The organism is Thomasclavelia sp., assembly GCF_017889095.1.
In the GTDB taxonomy this organism is placed as follows: domain Bacteria; phylum Bacillota_I; class Bacilli_A; order Erysipelotrichales; family Coprobacillaceae; genus Thomasclavelia.
On the sequence record NZ_JAGHEW010000118.1, the window covers coordinates 1 to 7,122 of the forward strand.

Annotated in this window: 11 protein-coding genes; 4 read left to right on the forward strand and 7 right to left on the reverse strand. The window is 27.3% G+C overall.

From position 1 onward, the window contains the following. Positions 1-163 precede the first annotated feature (163 nt). The 7 genes from J7M77_RS05215 to J7M77_RS05245 all read right to left on the reverse strand — a co-directional run bounded on the left by J7M77_RS05215 (position 164) and on the right by J7M77_RS05245 (position 4,217). Complete coding sequence (locus J7M77_RS05215) at positions 164-397, reverse strand: hypothetical protein (RefSeq protein WP_296876713.1); 234 nt, start codon at positions 395-397, stop codon at positions 164-166. Between the two features lie 148 nt (positions 398-545). Next, positions 546-1,298 carry an alpha/beta hydrolase gene (locus J7M77_RS05220; RefSeq protein ID WP_296876714.1) on the reverse strand — a complete coding sequence of 251 codons (753 nt, stop codon included), beginning with the start codon at positions 1,296-1,298 and terminating at the stop codon, positions 546-548. Between the two features lie 29 nt (positions 1,299-1,327). After that, positions 1,328-2,308 carry a phosphotransferase gene (locus J7M77_RS05225; protein ID WP_296876716.1) on the reverse strand — a complete coding sequence of 327 codons (981 nt, stop codon included), beginning with the start codon at positions 2,306-2,308 and terminating at the stop codon, positions 1,328-1,330. A gap of 8 nt (positions 2,309-2,316) precedes the next feature. After that, complete coding sequence (locus J7M77_RS05230) at positions 2,317-2,802, reverse strand: hypothetical protein (protein WP_296876718.1); 486 nt, start codon at positions 2,800-2,802, stop codon at positions 2,317-2,319. A gap of 4 nt (positions 2,803-2,806) precedes the next feature. After that, complete coding sequence (locus J7M77_RS05235) at positions 2,807-3,247, reverse strand: GNAT family N-acetyltransferase (protein ID WP_296876720.1); 441 nt, start codon at positions 3,245-3,247, stop codon at positions 2,807-2,809. A 122-nt stretch (positions 3,248-3,369) separates the two neighbouring features. Beyond that, the gene (locus J7M77_RS05240; protein ID WP_296876722.1) at positions 3,370-3,573 is read right to left on the reverse strand and encodes a helix-turn-helix transcriptional regulator; all 204 of its coding nucleotides are present in this window, start codon (positions 3,571-3,573) and stop codon (positions 3,370-3,372) included. A gap of 2 nt (positions 3,574-3,575) precedes the next feature. Beyond that, positions 3,576-4,217 (reverse strand): DUF3796 domain-containing protein, encoded by a 642-nt coding sequence (locus J7M77_RS05245; protein WP_296876724.1) that lies wholly within the window; start codon positions 4,215-4,217, stop codon positions 3,576-3,578. A 178-nt stretch (positions 4,218-4,395) separates the two neighbouring features. Here J7M77_RS05245 and J7M77_RS05250 point away from each other — a divergent pair, with 178 nt between their 5' ends. The 4 genes from J7M77_RS05250 (at position 4,396) to J7M77_RS05265 (ending at position 6,981) form a co-directional block, all read left to right on the forward strand. Further along, positions 4,396-4,686, forward strand: a complete 291-nt coding sequence (locus J7M77_RS05250) for a nucleotide pyrophosphohydrolase (RefSeq protein ID WP_296876727.1) — start codon at positions 4,396-4,398, stop codon at positions 4,684-4,686. Between the two features lie 62 nt (positions 4,687-4,748). Beyond that, on the forward strand, positions 4,749-4,979 hold the full coding sequence (locus J7M77_RS05255; RefSeq protein ID WP_296876729.1) for a helix-turn-helix transcriptional regulator: 231 nt from the start codon (positions 4,749-4,751) through the stop codon (positions 4,977-4,979). Between the two features lie 105 nt (positions 4,980-5,084). Further along, the gene (locus J7M77_RS05260; protein WP_296876731.1) at positions 5,085-5,816 is read left to right on the forward strand and encodes an ATP-binding cassette domain-containing protein; all 732 of its coding nucleotides are present in this window, start codon (positions 5,085-5,087) and stop codon (positions 5,814-5,816) included. Continuing rightward, positions 5,809-6,981, forward strand: coding sequence for an ABC transporter permease (locus J7M77_RS05265; protein ID WP_296876734.1), 1,173 nt, complete (start codon positions 5,809-5,811; stop codon positions 6,979-6,981). The genes J7M77_RS05260 and J7M77_RS05265 overlap by 8 nt, the downstream gene beginning before the upstream one ends. Positions 6,982-7,122: the final 141 nt, after the last annotated feature.

A 7,122-nucleotide genomic window follows, 5' to 3' on the forward strand; every position in this document is an offset into this window, starting at 1 on the left:
AAGCAATACCGAGAATTGCTATTGGAATATAAATAATATTAGGTATATGATAAACAAATCTATCAATTCCAGACATAACAATATAAATAATAATTCCCACACTGATTAAAATGCTTTTATCTTTCATGGTCGGTCTCCTCTACAACTTCCAATTTATTTATAATTATCTTTTACTAACACAATTATATTTTTTAATTCTAACAATTAAATAAATGTAAATCATCAAAAAAATTATTGATAATACACTTCCTACTGGCATAGCCATTTTAGAAATTCCCGTTATAGCAACGCCAATAAATACAAACTCTAAAAAACCTATCAAAATAGTAATGATAAGATATTTTACTATTTTGAGTACTTTGGTACTATTTATTATTTCAACAAAAATTAATTCCATAATCTTACTCCCTGATTTTTATCACAAAATCCTTATAAACCAAAGATATACTATTTATCGTTAATTTCAAAACCTAATCATAATTTTCATATCATTTACTAATAAGCCAAAACCATCTAATCTTATATAATACATCATAAATTCTATTTTAATTAATTATTTTATCTAACTGTATTATCCGTGTTTTTGCATGTAATAATGCATCTTCAAGATGCCCTTTTCCTTTTAAGCAAATAATAAGCGAATTTGAATAATATTGTTTAATAAATTTTGCAACTTTTTTAAAAATAATTTCATTAATTTTACCCCCATATATATAAATAATTTGCGTATCTGGTGTAATAATATCTTTAGAAAGTTGAAATTTACCAACTTCAGCTAAATATTTTTTAATTGTTTCATTAGAAATATTATCTAATAATTCTAAAAAAATGTCTATTTTATCTTCGGTAATCATTGAATTTATAGCTTTTTGAATTACTTTACTATCTCTGTTTTTAGCTTTTTTAGTAATTGATAGATATTGTTTTGTAAGTATCTTTACCATATATTTTCCTTGTGGTAATAGTGGTGAACTTTCCATAATTACTTTATCAAAAGTTATTTTTTGATTTTGCCATAATAAGGCAGCTAAAATTCCACCCATGGACATACCATAAACTGCATGGATATGGGTAATTGATTTTTGGCAACAATAATTTTCTATTTCTTTTGTTAAGGCATCAAATGAAATAAACTCTAATTTTTCTTTTACATCATGTCCTGGTAAAACGGGTACTAAGATATAATATTTTTCTTGATAATATTTGATATAATCATCAAAAATTTGATAGGGACTTTCAAAACCATGAATAAACATTATTACTGGCTTATTAATATTTCCATATTCTAAAATCCGCACTTTAATCCCCTCTTTTCTATATCTATAATTTAAAATTTACGACAATTTTCAAAAATTTCTTTTTGCATTTTATCATAATAAACAATTAGTTTAATTGTTTTAATTGATTGCTTAATTCCTATTTCCCTTTCATCTTTACCACAATCAATTCCTAATACTCTTTTCAAATTATACTCTAGCCATTCTAATCGATTATTACAATCATAAAGTACATTCCAATCAGTGGGCAATTTACCACCAGCAAGCACATATCCTTTAATAAATGCGTTAAATAAGTTAAAATCAATTTGACATTCTTCATATCCAGAATAACATAAAGCTAGTTCAAATAATTCGATAAACGGATGATTATAATCAAGACATTCTAAATCAATGATTCGATAATCCTGGTTATTCCATAAAACATTTTTGCAATCCATATCATTATGACAAATAGTCGCCATTTTTGGCAGTTTACTTTTAGCCTGATTACTATTATTTTGACTTTCGATAATTAATGAATAATTATCTTTTAACAGTTTATATAATAACTGATCAGCTTGTTTTAACCTGGTTAGATAAAAATTCCAGTCAATATTTATTTGTGAAAATTTAATTGTTTTCAATTTATCGATATTATGAATTTTTGCAAGCACCTTACCAATTTGTAAACAATGGACTTCTTTAATTTCATTGTGCTTCAAAGCTCTTCCAGGATAATAATCAAACAGGTAAAAATATACACCATTTATTTCCTGCATTTTTTTACCATTAAAAGATAAAGCCGGTAAAATTGGGATATTATTTTTTTCTAATAAACACTCTAACTTTTCAGCTCTACGATAATTATCCATTGCACTTTTTCTTTGCATAACAAACTGATTCAATACTTTAAGAGCATAATCACCTTGATTGGTTTTCAAGTGATACATTTTATGCATCAAGCCACCTGTTAAAATAGTTACTTCTTTTAATTTCCAATTACATTGTTTTTCAATAGCTGCAAATAAATTTTTTTCATTTACTAACATATATAACCTCATGTTTCAATTTCTTTTCGATGATTTAAATGAATCCCAATATGTCCTATTGCTAGTACGAGTGTCGAAATAATTAAAAATATATTTATCTCATAAATTCCTAATAATAAAAACGCTAATACCGGCAAAACTGCTCCAGCAACTGGAATATGTAATAAACTGCAATAAAAATCTTTCATTGTTTTTTCGCTTTTAAAATATTTGATCCAAAAAATCTCATATAAAATCATCAACAAAATTGCAATTAATAAAATAATTGACCAGCTAGATAATATATTTATATTACCATTGGTAAACATTAAAGCATTACAAGTAACTGATATTTCTCCAATCCGTTCAAAAACTAATAATATTTTATTTTCATTTTTTACATATTTATCATAATCTTTAGGTTTATTTTTACTCCAAATTAAATTAGGTATCATTAACATCATTAAAAATATACAACCAATAAGTGAAAAGCCAAAATGAACATTTGTTTTCATAATTTTACGTATCCATTCTAATTATTTTAGTAAGTGCTTTGTCAAGGTATTCAAGATCCTCTCTTGCCCTAAAACCTTGTTTTTGCCAAAAAGCATTTCCCGCTTCATTGTACTTAAAAACTACTAAAGCTACTTTAATAATACCTATTTTTTCTAGTGCTTTTAAAGTCGTATCTACTAATTTAGTTCCAATTCCTTGATGTTGATATGAAGGTAAAACCGCTAAATGATAAATATAGCCTCTTCGTCCATCATTGCCTGCTAGAATCACACCGATTATTTTTGTACCATTTGTTGCAACAAAACAAGTTTTAGGATTTCTTGTTAAAAAACGATTGATTCCTTCTTTTGAATCATCAATATTATTTAGTCCCATTCCTTTACAAGACAACCATAATTGATATACATCTTCATAGTCATCAATTGTCATTATTTTTATTTCCATCTTTTCCCTCCATGGATTTATATCTATAGCTATATTATAGCGATATCTAATTTTCTCGACAATAAAAACAGGTTTATCTTCCATTTAAAAAAGCGATTAATAACTAACCGCTTAATACAACATTATTTAAAAATAAAGATATCTTCGATTGGTACATTTATCGCTCTTGAAATATCAATAGCTAGTTTTAATGAAGGATTATACTGCGCTTTTTCTAATCTCATAATCGTTTCCCGACGAACACCAACAATTTTAGCTAATTGTTCCTGGGTAAGTCCTCTTGCAACACGATATATTTTTAAATTACATTCAAACTCTGTTGCCATATCTATACCTCTTTTTCATAGCGATATAATAAATAATTACTAAGAAAAAGAACTAATGCATAGATCAATGAAATAGAAATAAGCATAAAAATAGCACACCACTCTACATTACTTTCAAACATTCCCATTCCCATCAGATAGATAACAATAAATAATAAACTAAAACCAATTTTATAAGCTTTTAATTCCGCTTTACGCTTATTTTCTAAAAATAGCTCATCTTCTAAAGTATGTGATAATTTTCCTTCAAAAAAGAATCCAAAGAAACCAAAAAAGATAAAGAAAATAAAAGGAAAAATTAAATGATAGCGATAATAAGTCCAAAAACCACCAAAACCTAAAAAACCAAAAATGCCACATATTCCCAAATATGGTGAAATTGTTCGTGAATAAAATTGTTTATCTTCTTTTGATTTAAATTTATTTTTTAAACAGACAATAATGATATAAATAGCACATATTACAACCATCATTCCCGCAATGATCATTGGTAAATCTTTGAAAGAAAATACATAACTAGACATATCCATTTTCTTTACTAACCGTCCTTCATTAAAAAGTAATGAATATATAATACTAGCAATTAAAATAATAATAGTGCTAACACTCATAATAATAATTCTTTTAATTTGTTTTTTTAACATGTTTTTTCCTCCTTAATGAGATGTTTTTGTATCTTTATGAGATAAATATATCACTTATAATTATTAAAATCAATATAAAAGTTACAAATATATCTCTTTTTATCAAATAATATTTAGTAACAGCCAACGATTGCATATTTTTGCTAACCACGTATAATTAAAGTTTAAGGAGGGTTTTATGAAAGAATTAGAACAAGAAATTATCAAATTTGTAAAAGAAAGAGATTGGGATCAGCTTGATCATCCTGAAAGTTTAATTAAAAGTATCGTGATTGAAGCTGGAGAATTGCTTGAATGTATTCAATGGGATGATAATCTTAATTTACAAGATGTAAGCGAAGAATTAGCTGATGTCATGATTTATTGTTTTCAGCTTGCTTATTCATTAAATCTTGATTTAAAAACGATTATTAATGATAAATTAGCAAAAAACAAAATAAGATTTCCTGCCGTTAAGCATAATGTATAGTAAACTTGACATTTTTTGCAAAGTAAACTATACTAAAAATATAGTTTATGGGATGTGAGATAATGAAAACTAGAATACCAGAATTACGAAAAAAGATGAAAATTACTCAAGAGGAACTAGCTCTGTCTGTCGGGGTTACCCGACAGACAATTACCTCAATTGAGGTAGGCAAATATTCGGCTTCCTTGCTTTTGGCATACAAAATAGCCAAATATTTTAACTTATCAATTGAAGATGTTTTTTATCTTGAAGAAGAATTAGAAAAAGATAAATCATCTAAAAACGATATTTAAATTATAATTATTCAAAAATATTATAAAAGATTATTTTTTTAATGCTTAATATAATAGAATAGTGTATAATTGAAATATCAATAAGATGATACATGGAGGAAATTTATGTTAAAAGTTGAAAATCTAACTAAAAAATTCAAGAAAATTACCGCCGTTGAAGATGTTTCCTTTACCGTAAATCAAGGTGAAATCGTTGGATTACTAGGTGAAAACGGAGCTGGAAAAACAACAACACTAAGGATGATTGCAACGATGTTAAAACCTACCAGTGGAACAGCTTCTATTGATGATTACAACATCATTGATCATCCTGATAAAATTCGTGGTCATATTGGCATTCTTTTTGGTGGTGATGTCGCTTTATATGACCGTTTGACCGGTCGTGAAAACATGACTTATTTTGCCAAACTAAACGGAATGAGTGATATTGAAGCTAAAAATGCAGTTGAACAAATTGCCAAAGATTTAGAAATGACTGATTATATCGATCGACCAGTTGGTAAGTATAGTCGCGGGATGAAACAAAAAGTTTCTTTAGCTAGAAGTATTATTCATCGTCCTGAAGTAATGCTTTTTGATGAACCGACTACTGGTCTCGATGTTATGTCAAGTAAATTGATTCATGATTTTATTTTAAAATGTAAACAAGAAAATAAAGCAATTGTTTTTTCTAGTCATAACATGTATGAAACAGAAAAACTATGCGATCGGATTATTATCATTCATAAAGGAAAGATCGTTGCCAGCGGAACGATTGATCAATTAAAGAAAGATTATCAAAAAGATAGTTTAGAAGATTTATTTATTGAATGTATCGGGGGAAATGATTATGAATAGTATTTTAACGATTGTAAAAAAAGAGTTCAAAGATATTTTACGTGATCGTAAAACTTTACTGATGACTTTTGTAATCCCAATCATTATTATGCCACTTTTATTTACCTTTATTTTTTCATCAATAAGTGATATGGCAGCGCCTGATGAAGATAATCGCTATAAAATTGTTCTTGAAAGTGATAGCGAAGAAATTGTTCAATTATTTGAAAGTGCTGGTATCTATGAAATCGTTGAAAATGATGATCCAATAAATGCAGCCTATAATGGTGATATTACTGCTTATGTTGTTGCAAACAATATCAATCAGTCTTTATTAGAAAATAAAATCCCAACGATTGATTTATATTACGATACTACATCACAACGGGCATTAACAGCTATTAGTATGGTACAGACATTATTTACTAGCTACCAAAACAATTATCTAGCTAATTATTTAGAAGCTAATAATTTATCAAGCACTTTATTGCAGCCGTTTAATTACCAGGAACACGCAAAAGATGATCAAAGTGACGGAATTTCTTTAATGATGATGGGAATGTTAATTCCAATGATGATCATTGGTTATTCAAGTTCAGGAATTACACCAATTGCAACTGATTTAGGAGCCGGTGAAAAAGAAAGAGGAACATTAGAACCATTACTTTCAACTCGAGTATCTCGAAGCTCAATTTTGATTGCTAAACTAATCGTTACAGCAACTTTTGGTACTATTACTTCAGTTTTATCAGGAGCCGGATTATTACTAGCCTTTAAATTTGGTCTAAGTGATACTATGCCTCTATCAATTGATATTTCAATTCAAAGTATGTTACTAATTGTATTGTTGGCAGTGTTATATGTATTATTCATTTCAGCAATCATGTTATTAGTATCTACTTATGCTAGATCAATTAAAGAAGCTAATACTTATTTAACACCAGTTACTTTAATTCCGGTATTACTTTCAGTTATTACAATGTATACAGAACCAAGTTCAGTTTCTATTGCAATGATGAATATTCCAATTTTAAATGTCGTTATTGTAATCAAAGAAATTATCTTTAATCAATTAAATTATACTCACTTCTATATTACTTTTGCCTGGTCAATTGCTTATGTAGTAATTGCAATGATTGGCGCTAAGTTAATGTATGAAAAAGAAGAAGTAGTCTTTAGAGCTTAAAAAGTAATCTAAATATTAGATAAAATTTAGCTTATCATAAATAATCATTAGACAAATAAACAGATATAAAAAAATGGCCGTTCTAATTTTAGAACAGCCATTTTTATTACTCTTACACCCACTATCATCCTTATCCAAGAC